The sequence below is a fragment of the Kribbella sp. CCNWLW201 genome (genome assembly GCF_037203805.1).
Classification (GTDB): Bacteria; Actinomycetota; Actinomycetes; order Propionibacteriales; family Kribbellaceae; genus Kribbella.
Genome location: NZ_JBBCBQ010000011.1, coordinates 252,564 through 276,007, shown reverse-complemented (window position 1 = coordinate 276,007; position 23,444 = coordinate 252,564). Strand labels below are relative to the sequence as shown.

The following is a 23,444-nucleotide window of genomic DNA, read 5'->3' as shown; positions in this document are numbered from 1 at the left end:
TTGGAAACGTTACCGTCCAGGAGGCTGGGTGAGACTTTCCGATCGACATAGGAAGCGCCGCAGTGGCGGCGGGATGGGTAACAACGCCGGCTCCGATGTCAAGGCGGCGTACATCTTCATCGCCCCGGCGATCATCGGCTTCACCGTGTTCGTGGTGTATCCACTGATCCGCTCCTTCTACCTCGCCCTGACCAAGTACAACGGCCTGACCGACCCCGTGTTCATTGGCCTGGGCAACTTTCGCCGGTTGTTCACGGTGGACCCGGCGTTCTGGCCGTCGCTGCGGGCGACCGGGTACCTGGTGGTCCTCTACGTCCCGCTGTCCCTGGCGCTCGGGCTGGCGCTGGCGATGTTCTGCAACCAGCGGTTCGCCGGGGTGCGGCTGGTCCGGACGCTCGCCTACCTGCCCGTCGTACTCCCGGTCGTCGCGACCATCACGCTGTGGAAGTTCATCCTCAACCCGCAGGTCGGCCTGCTGAACACGGTCCTGGACCGTCTCGGCCTGCCGACCAGCCTGTGGCTGCAGAGCCCGACGATGGCGATGCCGTCGATCGTGCTGGTGATGCTGTGGGGTGTCGGCGGGACGATGATCATCTTCCTCGCCGCACTGCAGGCGGTGCCGACCGAGCTCTACGAGGCGGCCCGGGTCGACGGCGCCGGCGCCTGGTCGGTGTTCGTCCGGATCACCTTGCCGATGATCAGCCCGATCATGCTGCTGCAGGTGATCCTGCAGACCACGGCCGCACTGCAGACGTTCAACCAGCCGAAGATCCTCACCAACGGCGGACCCGGTTTCAGTACCAACGTGCTGATGCTGGCGATCTACAACAACGGCTTCTCCAACCTCGGCCGGGTCCCGCAACTCGGGTACGCGTCGGCGCAGGTGTGGGTGCTGTTCATCGTGATCATCGCCGTGATCGCCCTGACCGCGAAGTTCTCCTCGCTCTGGACCTACAGTGACAACACTCCCGACTGAAGCCGCTGCGATCACGCAGACCACCCAGACGCGGCCCGCCAAGAAGCCCCGATTACTGGGTACGACGGCCTGGTACGTCACCGCGTTGTTCATCTGCTCGGTGATGATCGTTCCGCTGCTGTGGATGATCACCATCGGCCTGAAGAGCAAGACGGCGGTGTTCGACGTACCGCCGAAGTTGTTGCCGACCGACTGGACCTGGAGCAACTTCGTCAACGGACCGAAGGCGATCCACTTCCCGCGGTTGCTGCTGAACTCGACCATCATCACCGTGCTCAGCGTGTTCGGCGGGGTGATGACGTCGATGATGGCCGGCTACGCGCTGGCCCGGTTGCGGTTCCCAGGCCGGAAGCTGTGGTTCTACCTGTTCGTCGGCAGCATGCTGCTGCCGGGTGTGGTCGGCCTGATTCCGTTGTTCCAGCTCTACAAGAGCATCGGGTGGTACGACACCTGGCTGCCGCTGATCGTGCCGGCCTTCTTCGGCGGCAACCCGCTCTTCATCTTCCTGGCTCGCCAGTACTTTTTGGCGATCCCCTATTCCATCGATGAAGCGGCCAAGATCGACGGCGCCGGCCACTTCCGGATCTTCACCCAGGTGATGCTGCCGCTGACCCGGCCGGCGTGGATCACGATGGCGATCCTGGCGTTCCAGGCGTCCTGGAACGACTTCCTCAACCCGCTGGTCTACCTGTACTCCGCCGAGAAGTGGCCGCTGTCGGTCGGGATGGCGTCGTTCATCTCGTCGTTCGCGGGCCAGACCCCGGACTGGAGCTTCTACATGGCCACCAACCTGCTCTACATGCTGCCGCCGCTGATCATCTTCTTCGCCGCGCAGCGCTATTTCATTCAGGGCCTCGGCGCTCTCGGCAGCACAAACCAGAAATAGAGGGGATGTTCCAGTGAAACGCACCTACCTCGCTACAACGTTGGCATGCGCCGGGTTGCTGACCGCAACGGCGTGCAGCGGCTCGGACTCCGGCGGTACGTCGGACGGTCCGGTCACCGTGACCGTGATGACGTGGGAGTCCGTGCAGACGAACGCGGCGATCAAGAAGGCCCTGGCCGAGTTCAAGGACGACAACATCAAGGTCGAACTGCTCGAGACGCCGAGCGGCAACTACGGCGACAAACTGGCCTCACTGACCCAGGCCAAGAAGTTGCCGGACCTGTTCTGGTGCGGCAACGACACCGAGCAGCAGTACACGACCCAGGGGCTGCTGGTCGACTGGTCCGGCAAGATCACCGACGGCGACGGTGATTTCACGGCCGACAAGTTCGTCCCGTCCGCGATGGAGAACTGGAAGACCGCCGACGGTCAGATGGGCGGCCTGCCGTCACTGATGAACGTCTCGGGCGTTTGGTACAACGCGGACGCGTTCAAGGCCGCGGGCCTGCCGGAGCCGAAGGCCGGCTGGACCTGGGACGAGATGTACGCCGCCGCCGCGAAACTGACCGGCAAGAACGGAGCGAAGTACGGCCTGGTGGCGGACCCGCTGACGGCGCTTGACGGACCGTTCACGATGAGCACGTACTCCGTCTCGGCCGGTGGGGCGCCGTTCACCGACAACGTGAACCACCCGACGAAGGCCGAGGCCGACGGCAAGTACAGCGAAGGCGTGCAGAAACTGGCGGACGCGATCAAGGCCGGCTCGGTCGCGCCGCCCGGGTACGACGTCTCCAACGTGCAGGGACTGTTCGCGGCCGGCAAGGTGCCGATGATGTTCGGCGGACAATGGCTGGCTGCTGGTTTCCAGACCGACAAGCCGAAGGTGAAGTACGGGTACGCGCCGCTCCCGCAGGTGCAGACCCCCGTGTCGGTGTACGACGCGGTCGGCGTGTGCACGCCGTCGTACACGAAGAACCAGGATGCGACCTACAAGGTGCTGCAGTACATCAACACCAACGTGTGGAACGCCGTACTGCCCGCCTCCCCGGTGGCTGCGCCGGCGTACACCCCGGCGCAGGCGAGCTACTTCGACGCATTGACCAAGGCGCAGCAGCCGACTGTGGTCGACACCGTGAAGGCCGGACTGTCCACGGAGAAGACGGTCGGCGTGCGGTACACCACCCAGTGGGCGCAGCAGGTGGCTGATCTGACGACGGCGTACTACCAGCCGATCCTGACCGGCAAGAAGCCGGTGTCGGAGTTGCAGACGTACGTCGGCAAGGTCAACGACCTGATCAAACAAGGCGGCTGAGCTTTCACCTGAAGGCTTTACAGAGTTAAGAAAGACAGCGGATCCTGGGCGGGCGCGTCATTCCGCCCCGAATGACCCCATTCGCGCGTGGGGTCGCCCCCGCCCAGGAGGCCGCTGTGAAGTTTCGCAGGATCTCGCTGAGTCTGGCCGGCGCACTCGTGCTGACCGTTGCCTTCCCCTCCATCGCTCTGGCCGCTCCCCCACCGGCCCTGCCGGCCAACGCGGACGGTCTCGAGCAGACCTTCCAGCCGGCGTACGACTACGACACCGACGGCTGCTATCCCACTCCCGCCATCGGTCCCGACGGCACGGTCAACGGCGGGCTCGCGCTCGGCGGCGACGTGAACGGCCAGTGCCGCGACTCGTGGGACCTCGACAACACCAACGGGTACGCGCGCTACAAGTGCAACAACGGATGGTGCGCCATCATCTACGGCCTGTACTTCGAGAAGGACCAGGCGGCCCTCGGTCCGGGATCGGCCGGGCACCGGCACGACTGGGAACACGTGGTCGTCTGGGTGCAGAACAACACGGCGCAGTATGTGTCGACCTCGGCGCACGGTCAGTTCAACAAGTACTCGGCGTCGCAGGTGCGCTGGGACGGGACGCATCCGAAGATCGTGTACCACAAGGACGGCATCAGCACGCACACGTTCCGGATCGCCAACAGCAACGACGAGCCGCCGGAGAACCACTACCACTTCTGGCAGTTCCCGGACCTGGTCGGCTGGAACGGCTACCCGCCCGGCATCCGCGACATCCTCTCCAGCGCCAACTTCGGCAGCGCCGTCTTCGGCCTGAAGGACGGCAACTTCGAGTCCCACCTCAACGCCGCCAAACCCGCCGGCCTCCCTTTCGACCCTTACGCCTGACACCTCTGGTGGGCTGACCCACGAGACGGTGGGTTGGCCACCCGTAGTCCGGTTGGCCAACCCACTACGGGGTGGGTCAGCCCACCAGAGGGGGACGAACGGTTCGCCGGCTGGATCAGACGGCTTGCCAGAGGGAGAGCGCGAAGCGGGCCTTGGCGTCCGTCCACCAGGCGGCGTTGGTGAAGCCGGCCTGGTCGAGCTCGGCCGCGACTCCAGGGCGCTGGAACTTGGCGGAGATCTCGGTGCTGAGTTCCTCGCCCTCGGCGAAGTCGATCTCCAGGTGGATCTCCGGGATCAGCACCCGCATCGCCCGGTCGGCGCGCAGGTGCATCTCGATCCACTCGTTCTCGGCGTCCCAGATCGCGACGTGGCTGAACGCGTCCACGTCGAAGTCCGCACCCAGTTGCCGGTTGATCACCCGCAGCACGTTGCGGTTGAACTCCGCGGTGACTCCCGCGCTGTCGTCGTACGCGGCGACCAAGGTCTCGGGATCCTTGACCAGGTCGGTGCCGAGCAGGAGCCACTCGCCTGGTTCGAGGACGTCGCGGATCGAGGTGTAGAAGGCCGCGCGTTCGGCCGGCAGCAGGTTGCCGATGGTGCCGCCGAGGAACGCGACGATCCGTGGTGGTTCGCCGGGGAGCTTGTCGAGGTGCGCGGTGAAGTCGCCGACGACACCGTGTACGTCGAGCGTCGGGTAGTCGGCGTTGATCGCGTCGGCCGCGTCGCGCAGCGCGGACTCCGACACGTCCAGCGGTACGAAGGTCGTGAGGGAGCCGTGATCGCGCAGCCCGTCGAGCAGCAGCCGGGTCTTCTCCGACGAACCGGACCCGAGCTCGACCAGCGTGTGTGCCTTGGTGATCGAGGCGATCTCACCCGCGCGGGCCTGCAGGATCTCGCGTTCGGCGCGGGTCGGGTAGTACTCCGGCAGGCGGGTGATCTGCTCGAACAGCTCACTGCCGCGGGCATCGTAGAACCACTTCGGCGGCAGCCACTTCGAGTCAGCTGTCAGCCCTGCCCGGGCGTCCTCCCGTAGTGCGCGGGAGGCGTAGTCCGGTGTCAGATGTACGTCGATCTGGGTCACTGTGGTCCTTCCATCGGCGTGATTCGCAGCGTCGTAGCGGTGGCCACGAGCAACGAGTAGTCAGGTACTTCGTCCCACCCGTCGCCGCCGAACGGCTCCGAGCTGACGGTGATCGAATCCGCTGTGCGTCGCACCCAGAGCGAATGCGTCCAGGTGGTCGCGACAAGCTGTTCCCCGTCGGTCAGCAACACATTCAGCCGCGACCCGGGAGCTGCCGCTTCCACCTCCTGCACGACGGTCGCGACCGCATCAGCCAGTGGTGTTCCGTCGTACAGGCGCTGCTGAATCAACGCCCAGAGCAACGCGGAGTCGAGGGGTGCGTCGAGAGTCAGCAGGGTCGACACAGGGAGCTTTTCGGCGAGCTTCTCCACGGAGGACGGCCAGCCTTTGATGACTCCGTTGTGGCTGAAGAACCATTTGTCGCGCTGGAACGGTGCAACCGCCGCCTCTCCCAGCGGCATCCCTACCGTTCCATTCCGTACGGCGGCGAGGACGCTGCCGGAGCTGATGGAACCGGCGAGGGCGGGCAGGTTCTCATCAGCCCAGATGGGCACGCTTCGTCGATACCTCACTGGTTCGCCGTCGGCGTACCAGGCGAGGCCGAAGCCGTCGGCGTTGACCGTGCCGCCGCCTCGCATGTCCGTGGGGGCCCAGCTTTGTTCGTAGAGGGAGTGCGGCTGGGCCAGGACGAGGGAGGCGAGGGTTACGGGTGGGCCGAGGTAGGCCAGGTGGCGGCACATCAGGTGTGCAGCTCCTCGGGGCGGGGGTCGCGGGCGCAGCGGAAGCCGGCGAAGATCTGCCGGCGGATCGGGTAGTCCCAGTTCCGGAAGGTGCCTCGGGCAACGACCTCGTCGGTGCCGAAGGAGCCGCCGCGCAGCACCTTGTAGTCGGAGCCGAAGAAGACCAGCGAGTACTCGTCGTACGGGAACGCGCGGAAGCCCGGGTACGGCCGGAAGTCGCTCGAGGTCCACTCCCAGATGTCGCCGATCAACTGCTCGACACCCAGTGGCGACGCGCCCGCCGGGTAAGCCCCGACCGGCGCCGGCCGCAGGTGCCGTTGACCGAGATTCGCGTGCTGCGGACCCGGGCTCTCGTCACCCCACGGGAAGCGCCGCGTCCGCCCGGTCGCCGGGTCGAACCGCGCCGCGAATTCCCACTCCTCCTCGGTCGGCAGCCGCTTCCCGGCCCACTTCGCGTACGCCTCGGCCTCGTAGAAGCAGACGTGCATCACCGGCTCGTCCAGCGGCAACGGCTCCCGATGCCCGAACCGCATCCGCCACCATTCACCATCGGCGAGCTCCCAGAACCGCGGCGCGACCAGCGACGCCTTCTGCACATGGGCCCACCCGTCGTCGGACCACCAGCGCGGATCGTCGTACCCGCCGCCGAGCACGAACCGCAGGTAGTCCCCGTTGCTCACCGGAACGGTGTCGATCACGTACGGCGCGACGCGTACGGCGTGAGCCGGTCGCTCGTTGTCCAGGGCCCATGGCTCGACCGACGTACCCATCTCGAAGACCCCGCCGGGGACCAGGACCTCGGGCGCCGCCAACCGACGACCGGCCGGTGGCGGCGGCGCGTCGAGCACCGGGACGCCGGCCCGCAGTTGGTGCGTCGCCAGCATCGTCTCGTCGTGCTGCTGCTCGTGTTGCGCGATCATCCCGAACGCGAACGCGTTGTCCACCAACTCGCGCCCGCCGTCGAGCTTCACGTGGTCGAGGACGTCGAGCACCTTGTCCCGCACCTCGACGACGTACGCGCGCGTCTCCGCCGGACCGAGCAACGGCAGCGCGGGTCGATCGGCGCGCGGGTGCATGAACGCGTCGTACAACTCGTCGATGTCCTGCCGGAGCGGTTCGCGGCCGCCGACGTCGCGGACCAGCCAGAGCTCCTCCTGGTTGCCGACGTGCGCGTAGTCCCAGATCAGCGGGGACATCAGCTTGGAGTGCTGCTTGACCAGGTCATCGGTGTCGACCGCGTCGGTCAGCTGGACAGTCCGCGCCCGCGACCGCTCGAGCTGCTCCGCGACGTACGCGCGCAGCCCTTCGGCAGACAACTCGGACAGTTGGTGGGTCATGGGGCCTCCCGGCCTGGACTGAGGAGTGGAGGGAGCGAAGCGACTGGAGCGACGAGGGAAGGCCGGGAGTCAAAGCCCCATGACCCCGCCGGCGCCGAAGGCCCGGCCAAAAGCACAGTCATGAGGCTCGCCTTCTTTGGGTGTCGTCGACGATGCGATGTAGTCGGGTCGCGACCTGATCGCTGAGTTCGGGGTCCACGCCGGTCCGGTCCAGAACCTCGGTACCCAGGTCGACCACGGCGCGGGCGGCGTCGAGGACCAACTTGTCCTCGAGACCTTCGCGAGCGGCCGGGAACCAGCGCCCGGCGGCCGGCTCAGCCGCGGCGAGCACCTGGTCGATGGGCACTGCGTCGGACATCAGCGCGGTGAGCAGCAGGGTCGGGGCGATCCACCCGTCACCGGTCTGCGCGTCGAGATAGCGCACTTCGAGATACCCACGTGGGCGGACCGGCGGGAACAGCGTGGACAGGTGGTATTCGAGATCGTCGTACGTCGGTCTGTCGCCAGGCAGCTCGCCCTCCGCCCAGGCGCCGAACGTCAGTCCGGCCGGAGCCTCCCAGCTGTCGCCGCGTCGAAAGCACAGCACTGGCGCTTCCATCGCCATCCGGGCCCACGCGGCGGCCGGGTCGGCGTCGAGCGATGGCGGCTCGGTGAACGGGGCGCAGGTGCCGAACGTCGCCTCCGTCCGCGCGGAGGCCCAGCCGGTATCCGCGCCGGCGCGGCGTCTGGAGTTGGCGAACAGTGCGACGAGGGCGGGGCCGAGATCGTGCAGGGCCCGCCACCGGAGAGCGGTCTGATCTGCTTCGCCGGCGTCGAGGCAGATCTGCAGGCCGGCCGTGCTGCACATCATCCGTGGACCGTGTGGGCCGAGGCGCTGGAAGGCGGCCTCCATCGCGGCGTAGCGGGGAACGGTCAGGATCCGGCGAGGTGCGCGGAAGGCGTCCAGGCCATGGTCGCCCGGGACGAGGTCCGCGTCGAGAAGGAGGGAGAGCAGCTCGGCCGCGTCGGCGGCGGTGTCGTCGATCAGCCGGGGAATCGACTCCGCGGCGGGGCCGGAGATCTCCACCTGGCCACCCGGCTCCACCGTGACCAGAGCACCCCGGCCGAGCGGCCGCTGCGGGCTGCCTCTGACCAGGGTGGCGGGCGCATGCACGCCCAGGGCTTTGCTCAGTTGACCGGCGTCGAGGGGCCGGCGCGGGTCGTCCGCATGGTGCACCGTCCACTCGAGCTCGACGCCGTGCAGTTGCGGAGGACCGTGCTTGAAACAGACCATCGCGACGTACCCCTCCGCGTCGGCCCGAGAGCCGATCGGAGTCGTCGCCGGAACACCACCGGACGCGGTCACGTCTGCGAACCTAGCTCCGGACCAAAGCCCGGACAACCGACGGCGGGTTACCCGTCGGTGACGCCGTACCTGCTGGAAAAGTCATGCCCAGCATCGTGCCTGGCCCCACCGACAGTTTCCGGCCGGATCCGGACAAGCCGGGTTTTCAGCGGAATCGCGGGCAGGTCGAGCAGGCTTTGATGTTCGGAAGTGCATAGAAGTAGCAGCATGAGATCCGCAGCTTCTCATCCAGCGACACCTCGAACGCTGCCGCGGCCTCATCGGCGTACGGCGCCTCCTCCGGCATCCGGATCGCCTGCCGGAGCTCGTCCTTCACCGCGCCGTACCGCTGGAGTGAGCCGAGTTTCACCTCTGGCCGGTAGGACTCCAGAAAGGCCGTCGTGTGCGTGTTGAGCTGTGCGGCCGCCTCACCAGCCGTAACAACCCTGTCCGTGAGGAGAGCGATCTCCATCGGGTAGTGCGCGGTCGGGTGCCGCCGGAACGCCAGTGAGGCCGGCGACACATCAGGTGACATCCCCGTCACCGCGGCAGCCACACCCGCCACGATCGACGGCACCTGGACGTACCACATCAAGGTGATCATCGCCGCGACCTGGACCGGCGGCTCGATCGCGTACTCGCGCCCGTAGTCCTCCCGCACGACCTTCCGCCATTCGTACGTCGGATCGCCGCCTGCCTGCTGCTCTGCGACCACCTCCGCGCACGACACCCACTCGGGCCCGGGCACGGAGTCCGCAATACGCATAGAGACCCACGCCACCGTGTCGTCCACGATGTCGGCGAGGCGACGAGCGGAGTACGTCACCCGGCCAGCCTACGGTCGGGTACGACGACTGGGGCGCCCCCGACTTCGACCACAGTGGCCTGCAGCCCGAACACGTCGTCCAGCAGCTCCTCGGTCAGTACGTCGACCGGTCGCCCCTCAGCCGCGATCTTGCCCTCCCCCATCACCACGAGGTGGTCGGCGTACTGGGCAGCCAGCGTCAGGTCGTGCAGAACGGTCACCACGGTCCGGCCGGTGGCAGCGGCGGCGTGGACCACGTTCATCACGTCCACCGCATGTGCCAGGTCCAGGTACGTCGTGGGCTCATCTAGCAGCAGGTGCTGCGTACCCTGCGCCAGCACCATCGCTATCCACACCCGCTGCCGCTGACCGCCGGACAGCTGGTCGACCTGCCGCTCTCGCAGCTCAGTCAGCTCGACAGCAGCCAGTGCCTCGTCGATGGCCGTGTCATCCTCAGCCGTCAGTCGTCCGAACAGACCGCGATGCGGGTGCCGCCCACGCGAGACCAGCTCGGCGGCCGTGATCCCCTCCGGTGTCACCGGCCCCTGCGGCAGTACGCCGAGCTTCCTGGCTAGCTCGCGAGCGGGCAGCTTGTGGATGTCTTTCCCGTCCAGCAGGACCTGACCGCTCTGTGGGGTCAGCAGTCGGCTCATCCCTCGCAGCAGCGTCGACTTGCCGGACCCGTTCGGCCCGACCACGGCGGTCAGCCGTCCGGCCGGCACCTCCAGTGTCAACCCGGTCACCACCGGCGCATCAGCGCCGTACGCGAGGGTGATGTTCTCCACGTGCACGGTTCAGCGTCCCTTCTGCTGACGACCGATGAGATAGAGCAGGTACGGCGCTCCGGCCGCGGCCGTGAGCACACCGACGGGCAGCTCGTACGGACCGACCTGCAACCACTGCAACCCGTTCCGAGCCAGCAGGTCCGCCAATACGACGAACAGCGCGCCGAGCATCGCGGTTGTCAGCAGTGGCGGCCGTTCCATCCGAGTCAGCCGCAGCGCGACCTGTGGTGCGACCAGTGCGACGAACGCGATTGGCCCGGCTCCTGCGGTTGCCATTGCGGCCAGCACGGTCGCAATGACGAGCAGCGCCAGCCGGACCCGCGCCACCCGCACACCCAGCGACGACGCGACATCGTCCCCAAGCGCCAGCGCGGACAGGTCCCGGTTGAACATCATCGCCACCGGCACCAACAGCAGCACAGCGAGCGAGACCGGTACGGCGTCACTCCACGCGCGAGCGTTGAGCGAACCGGCCAGCCACGCGGCGGCTCGGCCGGCATCGTTGACATCACCGATCACCAGCAGCCAGGCCACGAGCGAGTTGGCGGCGGCTGCGATACCAACACCGATCAGCACCACCCGACCGGCGTCCACGACCCCACGCTGGATCGACAGCGCACCGACGATCAGCGTCGCGAGCAGTCCACCTAGTACGGCGGCCAGTGGGATGCCGACCTTCGCCGCGGCGCCCGAGATGTTCCCGCCACCAGTGCCGGCGAGCACGATCACGGCCACCGCACCAGCGGATGCACCTGAGTTCACGCCGACGATGTCCGGGCTGGCGAGCGCGTTACGGGAGAGGGTTTGCAGGAGCGCGCCGGATACGGCGAACGCGATGCCGACGAGCAGTCCGGTCGCGACACGGGGCAGGCGGAGCTCCAGGACGACCAGCCGGGTACCGCGGCGGCCACCACCGAGCAGCACCTCGACCACATCCGTCACGGGCAATTTCGTCGTACCGACGCTCAGAGAGATCATGGCGACGGCGACTGCGAGGACTGCGAAGACCACGCTGAGGAGGATCGTCCGCGAGTTCACCTTGCTGGGATTGGGCTTCAGCATCAGAGGGCCACCGCCCGACGTCGTACGACGATCACGAACAGCGGCGCCCCGACGATGCCGAGTACGACGCCGGCCTGGACCTCACCGGCTCCGCCGACGAGCCGACCGACCAAGTCCGCCAGCACGAGCGACGTCGCGCCGATCAGGCCAGCTGCGGGGATCAGCCAGATGTTGCGGGCGCCGAACATCCGGCGCGCGACATGACCGGCCAGCAACCCAAGGAATCCGATCGGACCGCAGGCCGCGACCCCGGCCGCGGTGAGCAACCCGATCGACGCCAGCCCGACCAGCCGCGCGCACCGGATCGACAACCCGAGGCCGGCGGCCACATCGTCGCCCAGCGCGAGGAGGTCGAGGTCGCGTGCATTAACCAAGGCAAGAAGTAAACCGAGTAAAGCGAACGGCAGCACCTGCCCGGCGACATCCAGCCCGCGACCGGCCACCGAACCGACCGCCCAGAACCGATAGCTGTCCAGCGTGTTCGCATCGAGCAGCACGATCGCGGACGTCGCGGCACCGAGCATCGCGGCCACAGCGGCACCAGTCAGCGCCAAGCCAACCGGCGAAGCCCCACTCCCTCGTGACGCCAACCGCTGCACGCCGAAGGTGGCGAGCAATGCTCCCCCGAGCGCGACCCACACCGTCGACGACACCGACTCGACCACACCGACCTGCAGACCGAGTACGACGGCAAAGGCGGCACCCGAACTCACGCCGAAGATGCCCGGCTCGGCCAGCGCGTTCCGCGTGTGCCCCTGCATCAACGCACCCGCGATGCCGAGGCAGATCCCGATCAGCACGGCCACCACAGTGCGGGGAAAGCGCAGGCTGCGGACGATCACGTCAGCGTCAGACCCGCTGTTGGCAGTCAGTGCGTGCCAGAGCGCGCCTGGCCCGAGCCACCGCGAGCCGAGCGCGAGACTGGCCGCGAAGGCGAGCACGAGAACGACGACGAGGATCAGCAGCGCGACGGTACGGCGTACCGGAGGTCCGGCGACCGGACGTGCGGCAGGGGCAGCGGAGCGCATAGGGTTAGGGTTGCCTTACTTCACTCGGGTGGTGAGCCACCCTAACCTGCGACATGTCCTGACCAGGAGAACACCCGTGCGCCTGCCCCGCCTGACCGCCCTGTTCGCTGTGACCGCCCTGGCCCTCACCGGGTGCGGCGGATCCTCCGACGACGAATCGCCGGACGCGGCCGGATCGGCGGGTGCAGGCTTCCCGCGGACCGTCGAACACGCGATGGGCAAGACGGAGATCCCGACCAAGCCGAAGCGCGTGGTCGCGCTCGACGCCAGCTTCGTCGACGCCACCCTGATCCTGGACACCCCGGTCGTCGGGTACACCGACTACCGCAGCATCAACGGGAAGCTGCCGGACTACCTCGGCGAGGACAGGACGACGTACGGCTCCGAAGCGCAGGCCGTCGGCACGCTGGCCGAGCCGAACCTGGAGAAGATCGCCGCACTCGACCCGGACCTGATCATCACCGCGAAGGTCCGGCACGAGAAGCTCTACGACCAGCTGTCCGCGATTGCACCGACAGTGATGTCGGAGACCACCGGGCCGACCTGGAAGGACAACATCCGGCTCGAGGCGAAGGCGCTCGGTCAGGAAGACCTGGCGGAGAAGGAGATCTCGTCGTACGAGAAGGCCGCCAAGACCGTCGGTGACGCGATCAACGCGAAGGCCTCCAACCCGACCATCTCGATCGTCCGGTTCGTCGACGGCCCGACCCGGCTGTACCAGAAGAAGAGCTTCTCCGGCATCGTCCTGAAGGACGCCGACCTGGCCCGCCCGAAGCCGCAGGACGTCGAGGACTTCGCCCTCGAGATCAGCCCCGAACGCATCAAGGACGCCGACGGCGACGCCATCTTCGTCACCGAGTACGCCGACGAGAAGGGCCTCAGCGCCAAAACCGCCGCTCAGTTCAAGTCCAACCCCCTCTGGAAGCCCCTGGCCCCCAAGGTGCACGAGGTCCCCGACCTCACCTGGATGACCGCCGTCGGCCTCCAAGGCGCCTGGGTAATCCTCACCGACCTGGCCAAAACCTTCGAAGTAGAAGCCCCAGCCAAGTCCGCCTGACGCGCTCGAGGTGGGGCGGTGCGGAGGGGTGGGTAGGGTCGGGGCGTGGCGGGTCTGGCGCGGTGGCATGTCGGTGCTTGGACGACGCGTGGGAGCTTGCCCGGGGAGCCGCTGGAGCCAGGGCGGAAGCGGACGCCGGACGAGCTGTACTTCGACGTCGTCGGCCTGGCTCGCATCCTCGGGCGGCGGCTGTCCGGGCGCGAGGAGTTGCAGGTCCGCCTGTGGCAGAACGAGCTCCGGCCAACCCACACGCGACTGTGCGGCGTCCACACCCTCGCGGACCCCGACAACGCGCAGCTCCTGCGTGAGACAGCCCTGCAGGCGCTCGCCTGGCTGTCCGAACGCGCACCCGCGGGCTACGAGTTCGTACTCACAGACGCCGTCGAACTGCGACCCCTCCTCGACCTGAACGCGGACGTGGTCGCAGTAGACGCCGTCATCCAACTGGCCGACACCGACCTCCCAGCCGCCCAGCTGGCAGCGTCCCACGTACGACGCTCAACCACAGGCGACTGGTACGCCGGCGACGCCACCTGCAACTGGTCCGGCCCCCACAACACCGCCGACGCCGCCGCAGCCGCCGTACAAGCAGCCCGCGCCGACCTGATCACCCAACTACGCGCAGCCAACCGCAACGACCTAGCCAACACCGCCCCCCGCTGGCCCCCCATCCCAATCGAGTCCCCTAGCTGGCATTCGAGGGGATAACCGCCTCTTCTGCCGTATGTGTGGGTGGATCGAGCGTGCCCGGGGTGACACGGCACGGTGACCTGAGACAGGAGAGGTTGTCAACGGTGACCTGGGACAGGAAGTAGCAGGTCCCCGCCCATCAGTTCCTGCTCTATCCTCACGGCACCCTCAACGGACCCCTCGATGCCCAGCACCAGTCGCACGTTCCGGTGCGTGTACCGACGAACGGGTAGTGCACCCCGCTACGACGTACGCGCGGGCACCACCCCCGCTCAGCTGCACTACCAGGCACCTGACCACTACCCGTCGATCGGTACGCCGCCGCACCTGGGACCACCACGTCACCGGCCACCCCACTGCCGACTCGCAGCCCCCGGGGACTGGCGTGCGGCGAGCGGAGCCTCATGTCAGGGGGTTGCCCATCAAGGTGGAGGGTTGCCCACTCAAATTCTGAGTGGGCAACCCTCCTACTGAACGGGCCACCCCCCTGTGCTGGTGGCCTTCCCGCGGACTGGTGGCGCCAGCCCGCGCCCGGTGCGGACAGATCACCCACACATCAAGCAGGAGAGCCGGATATCCCCTCAAATGCACAAGGGCGGGCCGGGGGCAGGCGCGGCCGGGTCCGGCCGGGTCCGGACGGGTCCGGACGGGTCCGGACGGGTCCGGACGGGTCCGGCCGGGGGTGCGGGCCGGGGGCGGACGGGGCCGAGGGCGGCCGGGTGCGGGCGAGGCGCCGGGGCCGGACGGGTGCGGGCCGGGGGCGGACGGGTGCGGGTGGGGTCGGGGCGGGCGGGTGGGTTAGGTGAAGGTGGCTACTAGGTAGCCGACGCCGTAGGGGGCGGAGTGGTAGGTGAGGTTGCCGGATAGGCCGGTTTCCAGGGCTCCTGCGAGTACTTGCCAGGGGGCGCGGCCGGCGGCTTGGAGGTCGGCGGCTAGGTCTGGGTCCAGGGCTGCTAGTACGGCGGAGTCGGCGTGGTGCAAGGCGTTGGCGACTGTGGTGTCGAAGATCTCGGCGCGGGGGTGGAGGTGGACGGGTGAGTGTTCGCTGCGGCGGGCTGAGCCGTCTCCCATCACCAGCAGACCGATCCGATCGTTGCCTGCGGCAATTTCTCGGCCGAGTTCGAGGCAGCGCTCCGGCGGTGTGTCCGTCGGCACAGAGAGGTAGGAGCGGGGCAGGTCGGCGGCCTTGGTCTGCTCGATGAGCCATGCGCCCATCGCCAGCGACAAGGGCAGCACCGGGTCGCCGATCCCCACCCTCACCCCGGGAGCGCCGTACGCACCAAACGACCCACCAGCCGCGCCGTCGTACACGGCAAAGGCCCCACCGGCCGCCCCGTCATAGGCGCCAAAGGACTCGCTGGCCGAGCTGTCATACCCACCGAAGCCGCCCACCGACCCACCGGAAGCGCCGTCCGTGAAGCGGCGGGGAGCGGTGGAGCCGATGACCAGGACCTTGTCTGCTGCGGACAGGGGCTCGATTGCGGCCAAGCAGGCGGCGCGGAGGTCGTCTAGCTCGGAGGCAGCGCCTGAGGCGACCTCTGGGACGAGTAGCGGCGGGTGCGGGCAGACCGCGGCGCTGACGACGGGCACGCCTACGCCTCCCGTAGGTAGCGCAGGAACACGTACCCGTCGTCCGCCGTCAGCACCGAAGTCAGCGTCATCCGCCGAGTCAACGTCGTCTCCGGACCGGCCGTGATCCGCCCAGCCCCCGGACCGGCCAGCATCGGCGCCAGCGACAGACACAGCTCGTCGACGAGATCGACCTCGGTCAGCGACCCCAGCAGATGCGGACCGCCCTCACACAGGATCTGCGGCAACCCCCGCTCCCCCAGCTCCTTCACAACCGCCGGAAGATCGACCGCAGCCGCGCCCAGAACCAGTACCTCGGCCACCTCGCCCAGCGCCGACCGACGTTCCGGCGGTGACGCGGAGTGCGTGACCACGATCGGCCGTACGGCGGACTGGAAGATCGGGTTCACCGGGCTCAGTTCCAGCCGGGACGAGACGACCACCAGCGTCGGGTTCTCCGGCAGCCCGGACGCCCGCCGCCACTCCCTGCTCGCCGCCGACAGGCGGAGTGGGTTGTACCCCTCGTCCCGGATCGTCCCGGCGCCGACCATCACCACATCGGCCAGCATCCGGATCCGGCTGAACAACCGGCTGTCCGAGTCGCTCGACAGCGCCTTGGACTGGCCGTCGATCTCGACCGCGCCGTCCAGGCTGCTGACGAAGTTCGCGCGCAGGTGCGGTACCGACCGGTCGGCGGGTTCGTAGGCCGCCGCGAGATCCGCGTCCGTGAGGTCTTCCAGTCGACGCATCAGGCGAGACTCCTTCGGGTTCCGGCTGGTTGTGCGGTCTTCCGCAGTACGGCGACAAAGTCGAGCGCCTGGCGTGCCGCCGGTACGTCGTGGACCCGGAAGACCCGGGCACCGAGCCAGGCGGAGATGGTGAGCGCGGCCAGTGTCCCGTTTCCTCGCTGCCCCGGCGGCAACTCCAGGGTCTCGCCGATGAAGTCCTTGTTCGACACCGCGACCAGGACCGGCCAGCCGGTGGCGGCCAGTTCGTCCAGGCGGCGGGTGAGTTCCAGCGACTGCAGGGTGTTCTTGCCGAAGTCGTGGGTGGGGTCGATCAGGATCCCGTCCGGCCGGACTCCGGCGGCGACCGCGCGGTCGGCGAGGGCGGTCGTCGTACGGATCACATCGGCGACCACGTCGTCGTACGCCATCCGGTGTGGATCGGTGCGGGGCGAGAGGCCGCCGACGTGGCTGCAGACCAGTCCGGTGCCGAACTCGGCGGCGGCCGCGGCCAACTCAGGGTCAGCGCCTGCCCACGTGTCGTTGATGAGGTCGGCGCCGGCCTCCGCGACCTTGCGGGCGACGCCGCTGCGGTAGGTGTCGACGCTGATCACCAGATCGGGGTGCCGGGCGCGGATTCCGGCGACGAAATCCACGGTCCGGCGGAGCTCTTCGTCCTCGCTCACGGGTTCGCCGTACCCGGCCTTGACACCGCCGATGTCGACCAGATCCGCACCGTCCGCGACGGCTTTGTCGATCGCCTCGTACGCCGCATCGGTCGCAAAGGTCGCCCCACGGTCGAAGAAGGAGTCCGGGGTCCGGTTGATGATCGCCATCAGCGCGAATTCGCCCACGCCGAACGACCGGCTTCCCAGCCGCAATACCCCGCCGCGCTCGTCCGCCACGGCACCGACTCTAGTCGCCGGACCCCCACCACTCACCAACCCTGCGAACGGCCCGGCCCCGGTCTATGCCCGAGCGTGCACCACTGGCAGCCATGCGTGGTTGGTGAGTGCCGCAGATCCGCCACCACTGCCCAAGTCGGCACATATCCTATAGGATTCCTCGCGACAGTCCGCCCACAGCTGCAGATCGGGTCCTGATGCCACGATTCACCGAGTTAGAGACGTACGACGTCCGCTTCCCCACGTCGCTGGACCTGGACGGCTCCGACGCGATGAACACCGACCCGGACTACTCGGCGGCGTACCTGATCCTGCGGACCGACGCCGACGACGGACTGGAGGGGCACGGGTTCGCGTTCACCATCGGCCGCGGCAACGACGTCCAGACCGCGGCGATCGAGGCGCTCCGCGACCACGTGATCGGCCTGGACGTCGACGCGACGCTCAAGGATCTCGGCGGGTTCTGGCGGTCGCTGGTGCACGACTCGCAGCTGCGCTGGCTCGGCCCGGAGAAGGGCGTCATGCACATGGCGATCGGCGCTGTCGTCAACGCGGTCTGGGACCTGGCCGCCAAGCGGGCCGGCGTACCGCTGTGGAAGCTGCTGTCCGACCTGACGCCGGAGCAGATCGTCGACCTGATCGACTTCCGCTACCTCACCGACGCGCTCACCCCGGCGGAGGCGCTCGAGGTCCTGCAGGCCGCGGAGGCCGGCCGCGCCGAGCGTGAAGCGGCCCTGCGTGAGCGCGGTTACCCGGCGTACACGACCACGCCCGGCTGGCTCGGGTACGACGACGCGAAGCTGGTCCGGCTCTGTCACGAAGCCGTGGCCGAGGGGTTCACCCAGATCAAGCTGAAGGTCGGCGCGAACCTGGACGACGACGTACGGCGGATGCGGCTGGCCCGCGAGGCGGTCGGTCCGGACATCCGGATCGCCATCGACGCCAACCAGCGCTGGGACGTGGCCGACGCGATCACCTGGATCAAGGCGCTGGCGCCGTACGACGTCTGGTGGGTCGAGGAACCGACCAGCCCGGACGACGTGCTCGGGCACGCGGCCATCGCCAAGGGGATCGCGCCGATCCGGGTCGCGACCGGTGAGCACGTGCAGAACCGGGTCGTCTTCAAGCAGATGCTCCAGGCCGGGTCACTGTCGGTGCTCCAACTCGACTCCGCCCGGGTCGCCGGGGTGAACGAGAACATCGCGATCCTGTTGCTGGCGGCGAAGTTCGGCGTACCGGTGTGCCCGCACGCCGGCGGGGTCGGGCTGTGCGAGCTGGTCCAGCACCTGTCGATGTTCGACTATGTGGCGGTGAGCGGGTCGATCGAGGACCGCGTGATCGAGTACGTCGACCATCTGCACGAGCACTTCCTGGACCCGGTGGTGATCGAGGACGGTCATTACGTCGCACCGCTGAAGCCGGGGTTCGGGGCCGAGATGGATGCTGAGACGCTGGCTGACTTCCGCTACCCGAGTGGCAAGATCTGGACCGATCTGACTAAGGAGAACAAGTGCGCGACTTCGCCGGCCTGAAGGCCGTGGTGACCGGAGGCGCTTCGGGCATCGGACTCGCGGCCGCCTCGCTGTTGGCCGCCCGGGGTGCGCAGGTGGTCGTGTTCGACCTCAAGCCTGACGTCGCCGAGCCACTGACCGGGATCGCCACGGACGTCACCGACGACACGTCGGTCCGCGACGCGGTCGCCGCGGCCGCGCTGCAACTCGGTGGCATCGACATCGTGGTGAACAACGCCGGCATCGGCGCACAGGGCACGGTCGCGGCCAACTCCGACGAGGAATGGCACCGCGTCTTCGACGTCAACGTGGTCGGGATCGCCCGGGTCACGCGGGCCGCGCTGCCGCACCTGCGCAAGTCCTCGGCCGCCGCGATCGTGAACACCTGCTCGATCGCCGCCACCGCGGGCCTCCCGAATCGGGCGTTGTACTCGGCGAGCAAAGGCGCCGTACTGGCTCTGACCATGGCAATGGCCGCCGACCACGTCCGCGAAGGCATCCGGGTGAACTGCGTGAACCCCGGTACGGCGGACACGCCGTGGGTCGGCCGCTTGCTCGAGGTGGCCGACGACCCGGCGGCGGAGCGGGCCGCTCTGGAGGCTCGTCAGCCGATGGGCCGGTTGGTCTCGGCCGATGAAGTGGCGCACGCGATCGCCTATTTGGCCAGCCCGTTGTCGGGTTCCACCACTGGTACGGCGCTTGCCGTCGACGGCGGGATGCAGAACCTCCGGCTCCCGGCGGCTCGGTCATGAAGCTGTTCCCGGATGATCAGCGAGTCGGGCTCGGCGGTGCGCCGCTGGCCGGGTTGTTCACGCCGATCACCGACGCCGAGGCGACCGCCACAGTGGAAGCCGCGTGGGACGAGGGCTGGCGGTACTTCGACACGGCACCGCACTACGGGCTCGGTCTGGCCGAGGAGCGCCTCGGCGCGGGCCTCGCCGGGAAGCCGCGTTCTTCCTTCGTACTGTCGTCCAAGGTTGGGCGGATCATCTACTCGGCCGAGTCCGATGCGCCTGATGACGAGGGGTTCGCGGTCACGTCGAAGCGTCGGCGGCGTTGGGACTTCAGCCGCGACGGGGTGCTGCAGAGCATCGACGACTCGCTGCACCGGATCGGCACCGACCGCCTCGACGTCGTCTTCGTCCACGACCCCGACGACCACTTCGACGAGGCCGTCGCCACCGCGTTCCCGACGCTGATCGAACTCCGCGACCAGGGCGTGATCGGCGCCATCGGCTCCGGCATGAACCAGACCGCGATGCTGACCCGGTTCGTCCGCGAGGTCGACATCGACGTGATCATGCTGGCCGGCCGCTACACCCTGATCGACCCCGACGGCCTGGACGACGTACTCCCCGCCTGCCTGGACAACAACGTCCAGGTAGTTGCCGTAGGCATCTTCAACTCCGGCCTCCTCTCCCAGCCCCGTCCCGCCCCCGGCGCCACCTTCAACTACGAACCGGCCGCCGCAGCCCTGGTCGACAAGGCCAACAAACTCGCCGACATCTGCGAGTCCCACGGAGTGACGTTGCCGGCCGCTGCCCTGGCCTTCCCGCTGGCCCACCCCGCCGTAGCCGGCATAGCCGTAGGCTGCCGAACCCCCGAAGAAGTCCACACCAACGCAGCCCTAACCCGAGTCGAGGTCCCCACCGCCCTCTGGTCCGACCTGAAATCCGCCGGCCTGCTCCGCGAAGACGCCCCAACGCCGTAACACTCGCGGCCGATCCGGGCCGGAAGCCGGGAGCTGAGACAGCTTCTGGAGAGCTGGCGGCAATTCCAGGTCCCAGCTCACGAGTTCCGGTCCCAGGTCCCGGTTCGGGCGCAGGGTCCCAGCCCACGAGTTCCCGTCCCAGGTCCCGGTTCGGCGACGGTCTGTGGTCCTAGTCGCGGGCGGTTCGGCAGGCTAGGTGGAGGGCTAGGCGTTCGTCGGAGTTGGAGAGGTCTACGCCTAGGAGTTGCTGGATCTTGGTGATGCGGGCGGAGACTGTGTTGCGGTGGATGCCTAGGACGGCGGCGGTTTCGGCCAGGGAGGATTCGGTGTCGAGGTAGGCGGCCAGGGTGCCGACCAGGTCGCCTGGTTGGTCTTGGATGGGGGCCAGGAGGGCTCTGGCTGCTGGTTGGAAGGTGTCGGTGCGGGTCCAGGCCAGCAACAACTGGGCCAAGCCGAGTCGGTCTACGTGGAGGAAGCGGCCGGTTTCGGGGCGGCCGCGGGCCAGGCCGGCGGCGTCGCCTGCTTCGGCGAGGGAGGTGGCGATGCCACTGGGACCGGGTTGGACGCGGCCTACGCCCACGTAGGCGTCGACGGTCTGCACCAGGCGGCGTTGGACGCGGCGGATGGCTGCGGCCTGTTGCTGGACCTCGGTGGCAGTCGGCTCGCGTGCAGCGGTGATCCACGCGGACCAGCCATCGCCCTGCTCGACAACAACTGCCTGCAGGCCCTCTGCGTCAAAGGCTTCGACTACATCGGTACGACGACCAGCGACGTCCACCTGTCCGTCGGCACCGATGCGGATGCCGGTATGCCACCCATCCAGCTGCCAGCCGAGGTCGACCGCACGTCGCCGCGTCGCCTCCGACGGCTCACCGTGCAGCAACTCCCCCAGTAACGACGTACGTTGTCGAGCGTCTCGCTCCAACTCCAGCCGCCGCAACGCCAGCCGCTGCCCAACAGCGGGTGCAACCACCGTCAGCACAGCAGGTACGGCGGCAACCTCGGCCGGCACCACACCAGGCAGCCGAGCCACCAACCAGCACGCAGGACCCGCCCCAAGCACAGACACCGCGATCAGCACGACACCACTCGCCAGATCCACCCGGTACGGCGCTGCCCACGCCACCGGGACAGCAGGCAACGCAGCAACGAGTGCAGGACGCTCTTCAGGGTCAAGCGGCTCCCCCGCCAACGTGCCACCGTCAGAGCCCGCCAGTGTCACCGGTCGCTCCAGTACGGCGGACGTCGTACGCAGCACCGAGTCCAGCTCACCGTCCGACCGCCGCAACGCGGTCACGGCCCGCAGCACCAGGTCCGCCCGGACGAGATCAGGCTCGGCCGTCACCCTGTTGAGGTACTCGTGGGCGGCGAGCGGATCCGGACTGCCCAGCACCGGCAACTGCAGCCGCTCGGCCAGTAGCTGAGCACCACGCCCCAGCGGCTCCACACCGGCAAGCAGTACGGCTGCTGCACCCGCTGCCGACGCTCTGCTGATCAGAGCATCGATCCGCCAGTCGGTGTGGTCCGACGCCAGCAGTACGACGAGCAACTCACCCGCCATCGGTGCCGGATGCCCAGCGACATCCATCAACACCCGCGATCCCGCCAACGAAGGCCCAGGCTCTTGTCCACCACCCAGTACGACGACGTCCCGCCACCCGGGAGACGTCAGCATCGCCGCCAGCCCGGTCATGGCGCCTCCCGGCCTGGACTGAGGAGGGAAGGCCCGTCGAAGCCCCATGAGCCCGGCGCCGGAGGCGTGGCGTTCAGCACAGTCACGATGCCTCCAGCAGCAGTGGGTCGCAGGTCAGGCCGAAGGCCCGTGGACCGACGTGAGCGAGACGCTCGCCGTGCCGCCACCAGTCCGGCCCTGGCAACGCGAGCACCAGCACCTCGTCACCGGAGCGAATGGCGTCGACCGCGATCGGCTGCAAGGTCCGTCGGTCCAGCACGCACACCAGGTCCGGTGTGGTTACCACTGGCTCTCCGTCGACCATCGCCAGCAGATACTCGTTCTCTGTCTCGATCCGGACCACCGCGCGACTCGGCTCGTCCACAACGCAGACAGTCCCCCGCCCGAACGCACCACCCGGGCCGTGCGACCGACCGCCGTACCTCGCGACCTCGTCGACTCGGCCGTCGCCCAGGAGTCGTCCGCCGAGAGCTTCAGCCACGTCGCTGGGTGCGGCCGAGACGGGGAGGGCGGCGTGTACCCGGCCGAGCTCGAGAGCCCTCGCCAGGCTGCCGTTGACCGCATCGGAGGTCGCGGCCACCGCAGGGGTCGGCGCGAGCGCCAGCACTGCCCAACCACCGGTGTGTACGACGAAGCTGCGTACGGCGCGCTCCAGTCCGGCCGGATCGATGTTGTCGACGACAACGACCTGACCGCCTGGTTCACTCAACGCACACGGGGTCAACGAGCGCCCCGCCACCGCCCAGGAGAACTGGTCGAGTCGCGGCAGCGCTCTGCCCATCAGGTCCGCGTCGACGAACGGCAGGCCCTGGTCGACCGCAGCGACCAGTGCGCTGAGTCCGTTCAGCCCGCCCGCCTCGAGCGACATCAGCCCGTCCACTCGCTGACCGGTCCAGCGGCTGACAGCTTGCACAGCGGTGGCGAACTCACTGCCACTCGGCAGCTTCTCGGTGAGCACACTGGTCGCACCGACCACGCCGACTGGGCTCAGGTAGCCGTCGGCAACGTCTGACGCGTCCAGCAGCTCCAGATCATCAGACCCCAGCCGCCGCTGCAGGATCCGCCCGAAGGCCCGGCTGTCGCCGCCACCTCCGGACCCCAGCAGAGTGACGCCGACGACCAGCGCCTCCAGATCCCGCTCCCGGATGACCGTCGCCATGCGCTGATGATGTCACCGCGGACCTCCCCCACTCACCAAACGCGCCAAACCACCCATGTCACCTGTCGGCCGAGCCTGCTGCGCCCCGGGACCAGGCAGTTGGTGAGTGCGGCGCGTCCAGCACACACCCGGGGCGCGCGCGGAATCGTAGGTTGCCCACCGAGATCGGGGGTTGCCCAGTGGGAATCTCGGCAGGCAACCCCCGATCTGGGAGGG

General features: G+C 68.4%; 22 protein-coding genes. 9 read left to right on the top strand and 13 right to left on the bottom strand.

Annotation, left to right across the window (positions count from 1 at the left end):
* The first annotated feature begins 28 nt into the window (after positions 1-28).
* From V9K99_RS35685 to V9K99_RS35670, 4 genes are all read left to right on the top strand, one after another.
* Positions 29-976, top strand: coding sequence for a carbohydrate ABC transporter permease (locus tag V9K99_RS35685; RefSeq protein ID WP_337322847.1), 948 nt, complete (start codon positions 29-31; stop codon positions 974-976).
* Positions 957-1,862 carry a carbohydrate ABC transporter permease gene (locus V9K99_RS35680; protein WP_337011459.1) on the top strand — a complete coding sequence of 302 codons (906 nt, stop codon included), beginning with the start codon at positions 957-959 and terminating at the stop codon, positions 1,860-1,862. Before V9K99_RS35685 ends, V9K99_RS35680 begins: the two co-directional genes overlap by 20 nt.
* 13 nt (positions 1,863-1,875) lie before the next feature.
* Positions 1,876-3,174: an ABC transporter substrate-binding protein gene (locus V9K99_RS35675; RefSeq protein WP_337011457.1), complete on the top strand. Its 1,299-nt coding sequence runs from the start codon at positions 1,876-1,878 to the stop codon at positions 3,172-3,174.
* A gap of 116 nt (positions 3,175-3,290) precedes the next feature.
* Complete coding sequence (locus V9K99_RS35670; RefSeq protein WP_337011455.1) at positions 3,291-4,046, top strand: NPP1 family protein; 756 nt, start codon at positions 3,291-3,293, stop codon at positions 4,044-4,046.
* Positions 4,047-4,161: 115 nt separating this feature from the next.
* On the opposite strand, the gene egtD is transcribed toward V9K99_RS35670, so the two are convergent.
* The 8 genes from egtD to V9K99_RS35630 form a co-directional block, all read right to left on the bottom strand.
* Complete coding sequence (egtD, locus tag V9K99_RS35665; protein WP_337011453.1) at positions 4,162-5,127, bottom strand: L-histidine N(alpha)-methyltransferase; 966 nt, start codon at positions 5,125-5,127, stop codon at positions 4,162-4,164.
* A complete protein-coding gene (gene egtC, locus V9K99_RS35660) occupies positions 5,124-5,867 on the bottom strand; it encodes an ergothioneine biosynthesis protein EgtC (RefSeq protein WP_337011452.1) in 744 nt (247 codons plus the stop codon). The genes egtD and egtC overlap by 4 nt, the downstream gene beginning before the upstream one ends.
* Positions 5,867-7,204 (bottom strand): ergothioneine biosynthesis protein EgtB, encoded by a 1,338-nt coding sequence (gene egtB, locus V9K99_RS35655; RefSeq protein ID WP_337011450.1) that lies wholly within the window; start codon positions 7,202-7,204, stop codon positions 5,867-5,869. The genes egtC and egtB overlap by 1 nt, the downstream gene beginning before the upstream one ends.
* Before the next feature lie 118 nt (positions 7,205-7,322).
* Positions 7,323-8,549, bottom strand: coding sequence for a glutamate-cysteine ligase family protein (locus V9K99_RS35650; protein ID WP_337011448.1), 1,227 nt, complete (start codon positions 8,547-8,549; stop codon positions 7,323-7,325).
* 145 nt (positions 8,550-8,694) lie between these two features.
* Positions 8,695-9,354, bottom strand: a complete 660-nt coding sequence (locus tag V9K99_RS35645; RefSeq protein WP_337011446.1) for a (2Fe-2S)-binding protein — start codon at positions 9,352-9,354, stop codon at positions 8,695-8,697.
* A complete protein-coding gene (locus tag V9K99_RS35640) occupies positions 9,351-10,124 on the bottom strand; it encodes an ABC transporter ATP-binding protein (protein WP_337011444.1) in 774 nt (257 codons plus the stop codon). Before V9K99_RS35640 ends, V9K99_RS35645 begins: the two co-directional genes overlap by 4 nt.
* Before the next feature lie 3 nt (positions 10,125-10,127).
* A complete protein-coding gene (locus V9K99_RS35635) occupies positions 10,128-11,180 on the bottom strand; it encodes a FecCD family ABC transporter permease (RefSeq protein WP_337011442.1) in 1,053 nt (350 codons plus the stop codon).
* Positions 11,180-12,208, bottom strand: coding sequence for a FecCD family ABC transporter permease (locus V9K99_RS35630; RefSeq protein ID WP_337011440.1), 1,029 nt, complete (start codon positions 12,206-12,208; stop codon positions 11,180-11,182). The genes V9K99_RS35635 and V9K99_RS35630 overlap by 1 nt, the downstream gene beginning before the upstream one ends.
* A gap of 76 nt (positions 12,209-12,284) precedes the next feature.
* Between V9K99_RS35630 and V9K99_RS35625 the strand changes: the two genes are divergently transcribed.
* Together V9K99_RS35625 and V9K99_RS35620 are read left to right on the top strand one after the other, a co-directional pair.
* Positions 12,285-13,265: an ABC transporter substrate-binding protein gene (locus V9K99_RS35625; RefSeq protein WP_337011438.1), complete on the top strand. Its 981-nt coding sequence runs from the start codon at positions 12,285-12,287 to the stop codon at positions 13,263-13,265.
* A gap of 45 nt (positions 13,266-13,310) precedes the next feature.
* Entirely contained in the window at positions 13,311-13,973 is a 663-nt protein-coding gene (locus tag V9K99_RS35620) for a hypothetical protein (RefSeq protein ID WP_337011436.1), read from the top strand.
* 780 nt (positions 13,974-14,753) lie between these two features.
* Here the strand turns inward: V9K99_RS35620 and V9K99_RS35615 are convergent.
* From V9K99_RS35615 to folP, 3 genes are read right to left on the bottom strand one after another with little or no spacing between them, the layout of a single operon-like run.
* Positions 14,754-15,545 carry a class III extradiol dioxygenase subunit B-like domain-containing protein gene (locus V9K99_RS35615; protein WP_337012017.1) on the bottom strand — a complete coding sequence of 264 codons (792 nt, stop codon included), beginning with the start codon at positions 15,543-15,545 and terminating at the stop codon, positions 14,754-14,756.
* A 2-nt stretch (positions 15,546-15,547) separates the two neighbouring features.
* The gene (locus V9K99_RS35610; protein WP_337012015.1) at positions 15,548-16,273 is read right to left on the bottom strand and encodes a pyrimidine reductase family protein; all 726 of its coding nucleotides are present in this window, start codon (positions 16,271-16,273) and stop codon (positions 15,548-15,550) included.
* Positions 16,273-17,154, bottom strand: a complete 882-nt coding sequence (gene folP / locus V9K99_RS35605) for a dihydropteroate synthase (protein WP_337012013.1) — start codon at positions 17,152-17,154, stop codon at positions 16,273-16,275. Before folP ends, V9K99_RS35610 begins: the two co-directional genes overlap by 1 nt.
* Before the next feature lie 197 nt (positions 17,155-17,351).
* Between folP and V9K99_RS35600 the strand changes: the two genes are divergently transcribed.
* Genes V9K99_RS35600 through V9K99_RS35590 form a run of 3 tightly spaced genes read left to right on the top strand, consistent with a single transcriptional unit; the run spans position 17,352 to position 20,376 of the window.
* Positions 17,352-18,686, top strand: coding sequence for an L-fuconate dehydratase (locus V9K99_RS35600; RefSeq protein ID WP_337012011.1), 1,335 nt, complete (start codon positions 17,352-17,354; stop codon positions 18,684-18,686).
* Entirely contained in the window at positions 18,665-19,417 is a 753-nt protein-coding gene (locus tag V9K99_RS35595) for an SDR family NAD(P)-dependent oxidoreductase (RefSeq protein ID WP_337012009.1), read from the top strand. Before V9K99_RS35600 ends, V9K99_RS35595 begins: the two co-directional genes overlap by 22 nt.
* Positions 19,414-20,376: an aldo/keto reductase gene (locus V9K99_RS35590; RefSeq protein ID WP_337012007.1), complete on the top strand. Its 963-nt coding sequence runs from the start codon at positions 19,414-19,416 to the stop codon at positions 20,374-20,376. The genes V9K99_RS35595 and V9K99_RS35590 overlap by 4 nt, the downstream gene beginning before the upstream one ends.
* A gap of 169 nt (positions 20,377-20,545) precedes the next feature.
* On the opposite strand, the gene V9K99_RS35585 is transcribed toward V9K99_RS35590, so the two are convergent.
* Positions 20,546-22,069, bottom strand: a complete 1,524-nt coding sequence (locus V9K99_RS35585) for a helix-turn-helix domain-containing protein (protein WP_337012005.1) — start codon at positions 22,067-22,069, stop codon at positions 20,546-20,548.
* Between the two features lie 82 nt (positions 22,070-22,151).
* Positions 22,152-23,228 carry a DUF917 domain-containing protein gene (locus tag V9K99_RS35580; protein ID WP_337012003.1) on the bottom strand — a complete coding sequence of 359 codons (1,077 nt, stop codon included), beginning with the start codon at positions 23,226-23,228 and terminating at the stop codon, positions 22,152-22,154.
* Positions 23,229-23,444: the final 216 nt, after the last annotated feature.

Coding starts and splice junctions, on each gene's coding strand:
- egtC (WP_337011452.1), bottom strand. CDS start 5,867: ATGTGCCGCCACCTGGCCTACCTCGGCCCACCCGTAACCCTCGCCTCC.
- V9K99_RS35585 (WP_337012005.1), bottom strand. CDS start 22,069: ATGACCGGGCTGGCGGCGATGCTGACGTCTCCCGGGTGGCGGGACGTC.
- V9K99_RS35580 (WP_337012003.1), bottom strand. CDS start 23,228: ATGGCGACGGTCATCCGGGAGCGGGATCTGGAGGCGCTGGTCGTCGGC.
- V9K99_RS35635 (WP_337011442.1), bottom strand. CDS start 11,180: ATGCTGAAGCCCAATCCCAGCAAGGTGAACTCGCGGACGATCCTCCTC.
- V9K99_RS35590 (WP_337012007.1), top strand. CDS start 19,414: ATGAAGCTGTTCCCGGATGATCAGCGAGTCGGGCTCGGCGGTGCGCCG.
- V9K99_RS35610 (WP_337012015.1), bottom strand. CDS start 16,273: ATGCGTCGACTGGAAGACCTCACGGACGCGGATCTCGCGGCGGCCTAC.
- V9K99_RS35630 (WP_337011440.1), bottom strand. CDS start 12,208: ATGCGCTCCGCTGCCCCTGCCGCACGTCCGGTCGCCGGACCTCCGGTA.
- egtB (WP_337011450.1), bottom strand. CDS start 7,204: ATGACCCACCAACTGTCCGAGTTGTCTGCCGAAGGGCTGCGCGCGTAC.
- V9K99_RS35600 (WP_337012011.1), top strand. CDS start 17,352: ATGCCACGATTCACCGAGTTAGAGACGTACGACGTCCGCTTCCCCACG.